Source organism: Rhizobium sp. FG96, from assembly GCF_057808655.1.
Genome location: NZ_JBMDIL010000034.1, coordinates 1 through 3,120, shown reverse-complemented (window position 1 = coordinate 3,120; position 3,120 = coordinate 1). Strand labels below are relative to the sequence as shown.

2 protein-coding genes are annotated in these 3,120 nt (G+C 51.8%); one reads left to right on the top strand and one right to left on the bottom strand.

Annotation, left to right across the window (positions count from 1 at the left end):
• The first annotated feature begins 147 nt into the window (after window positions 1-147).
• A complete protein-coding gene (locus ACODR6_RS32030; protein WP_489026604.1) occupies window positions 148-2,643 on the top strand; it encodes a glycosyltransferase in 2,496 nt (831 codons plus the stop codon).
• A gap of 134 nt (window positions 2,644-2,777) precedes the next feature.
• Here ACODR6_RS32030 and ACODR6_RS32025 read toward each other — a convergent pair.
• Window positions 2,778-3,120, bottom strand: a 343-nt coding sequence (locus ACODR6_RS32025) for a sugar phosphate nucleotidyltransferase (protein WP_489026602.1), incomplete at its 5' end; no start/stop codon positions are given.

The following is a 3,120-nucleotide window of genomic DNA, read 5'->3' as shown; positions in this document are numbered from 1 at the left end:
TCATCAGGGCTAAATCAATCTAGCCGACCTGTCCGGTGAAACGGGGAGCACTCCAACTATTGAAAAATGGTGCCATCTATGGGATCGAATGATTAGCATTTTTTGATGCTTGTCGTAGTTGCATGACGTAATCGGGGGATGTTTGACATGTCGCGAATAGAGCCGGCGGTCGTTGCCGCATGCGCAAGAAGTGGCCATATGGATGCGGAATGGTATTTGTCTCGCTATCCGGATGTGCCAAAGTTTGGTCTTTCGGCTGCGGAGCATTATTCCAAGGTCGGCGCATTCATTGGTTATGACCCAGGTCCCAATTTCAATACGCGGGAGTATCTGCGTGCGAACCCCAGTGTGGCCTTAGCTGGGCTCAATCCCCTCGTGCATTTTGAAGAGAATAGCGCAACAAAAACGATGGAAGCAGCCGCCGTGTCAATTGATCGCGAAGGCTTTCTGGGACAAATAGATATCGTTGTTCCGGTCTACAACGCCCTGGACGATGTGAAAGTCTGTCTTACCTCGTTATCGCAGGCTCCATCAGACTATCAATTGCGAGTGATTGTAGTCAACGATGGCTCGGACCCTGAGACAACGGCTTGGCTAAGAGGCGCGGTCAATGACCTGTCGCACGAACGAGTCTCGTTCATACTGGCCGAACACGAGCGTAATATGGGATACACGGTTACAGTTAATGACGGCCTCAGAGCTTCAACCGCGCCTTATATTGTTACGTTGAATAGCGACACGATCGTCACTCCTCATTGGGCAGACGGACTGGTGCGTTGCATGCATTCCTCTGGTAATATTGGCATTTGCGGCCCGCTTTCCAATGCAGCAAACTGGCAGAGTGTACCCGACCTCTATGACGAGAGCGGGAAGTTTGCGATTAACGCTCTCCCGAATGGGATGACAGCAGCCGATATGGCTCAGCTTGTGTTGGCTTCTAGTCGCAGAGATTATCCTCGGACGAGATTCGTGAATGGCTTTTGCTTTATGATCCGACGAGAGGTCATCAATTCAATTGGTTATATGGATGAGAAGGCATTCCCAACCGGCTATGGTGAGGAAAATGACTTTTGTATCCGAGCGCAAGACGCGGGCTACGCCCTCGCTTACGCTGACGACACCTATGTATTTCATGCGAAGTCCAAGAGCTTCGGGCATGAGCGCCGTATCGCACTTTCAAAAGCCGGCCGGAAAGCGCTGAACAGCAAACACGGTAAAGCGAGGATGGAGGTACTCACTTCGGAAGTCAAAGACACCCGGGATATGGACGTCGTGCGCGGCCGCATCAAAAAGAGCTTAGGGCTGGAGACTCAGGGCGCTGCTCTGCGTCTGCTTACTTCGCAAAAGATCCTGTTCCTCCTTCCCGGTAGGGGCGGTGGTGGCGGTGCACACTCTGTCGTTCAGGAAGCCACGGCAGCTCGCCGCTTAGGAGTTGAGGTGAGCATCGCTGTTATGGAGGAGCACCATGCTCATTTTTGCAGGCTCTATAGTGATGTTCCTGGCGCTTCACAGATGTTCATCGGTTACACGCCAGGGTCGTTAACTAAGGCGGCTTCTACCTTCGACGTTGTCGTTGCAACGATTTACAAGTCTGTCCGGTTGCTGAAGGCGATTGTTGATGACTGTCCTTGGATACTCCCGGCCTACTATGTTCAGGACTATGAGCCACTCTTCTTCGAAGAGGGCAGCGAGAAATGGCACGCAGCAAGGGAGTCCTACACTCTTGTTCCTCATGCCGTTCTGTTTGCGAAAACTAACTGGATCCGAGAGCAGGTCAGATTAAATCATGGTGTCGAGGTCCAGAAGGTTCTACCAAGCATAGATCACGACGTCTATAAGACAGCCCTATCCAAACGGGCGACCAGCAGTATTCGCATCACTGCAATGATACGACCTAAGACGCCTCGGCGTGGCGCTCTTCGAACTATGCAGCTTCTCAAGCGCCTCAGCCAGTACTACTCTGACAAAATCTCTATAAGCGTCTTTGGTTGCGATCCCAATGACGCGTCCTATCTTGATTTGCCGCGGGACTTTGCGTTTCGAAACGTCGGCGTCCTTCATCGTCCGGCAGTGGCTCAGCTCCTGCAACAAACTGATATCTTTATAGACTTGTCAGACTATCAAGCCTTCGGTCGCACCGCCGCGGAAGCTATGGCCTGCGGTGCGTTGTCGGTCGTTCCAAAAGCAGGTGGAGCGGACGAGTATGCGATCGACGATGTCAACGCTACTTTCGTAGATACCACGGATCCCGATGCCTGTTACGAGGCCGTTAAAAACCTCCTGGACAATCCCGAGAAGGTTCAAGACATGCGTCTGGCGGGACTGGAGGCAGTGTCTGCGTATTCTCCACGGCGCGCCGCTATTAGTGAACTTCTAGTTCTAGCGCGTCCGCTTGCAAAGCTAAGAGAAGTACACCCGAATCCTACACGTCAAGTAGCTGCGGTTAGTACTGTGGCACCGCGGAACAACTACTTGGTGTATCTAAGGTGGAGTCTTCGCGCAGCGCGAACCAGACGGCTATTGCTCTTTCCTGTAGCAAAATGGCGCAGAAAATATAGCAGACTAGCTCGTGAACTTAGTGCGGAAATCATGAGTATTCAACACCGCGAGAAAGTGGCTAGTGATTACTTTAAGGGTCGATAAGATCGGTTCGGTCCGGATAGCTAGAGCAGCTCACAACTCGTTCGAGGATGCCAACCTGTCAACGACCATATCTTGGCGTGATTGATGCCGAGATATGGCAAGCGTGATCGGTACATGGCGAAAGGCGAAGCACTTCATAGTACCAACCGCCTCAAATAGCTGCCGTAGTCTCCTTTGCCAGCTCGTTCTGCAATTAATGTGAATTGTTCACGCGAGATAAAATTCATTGCCAAGGCGATTTCCTCCGGACAGGCGATCTTAAACCCTTGTCGTTTTTCCAACGTACGAACGAACTCTCCTGCTTCCAGCAGGCTCTCCGGAGTGCCCGTGTCGAGCCAAGCATAACCGCGTCCCATAATGGATACCCGTAGTTTCCCACGCTCCAGATATGCCTGATTGATATCCGTTATCTCGTATTCACCTTGACCTTGCCCCCAAGTTTTATCCAGTTTTGAGTTCGCTCCAGCGGTTTTGGGT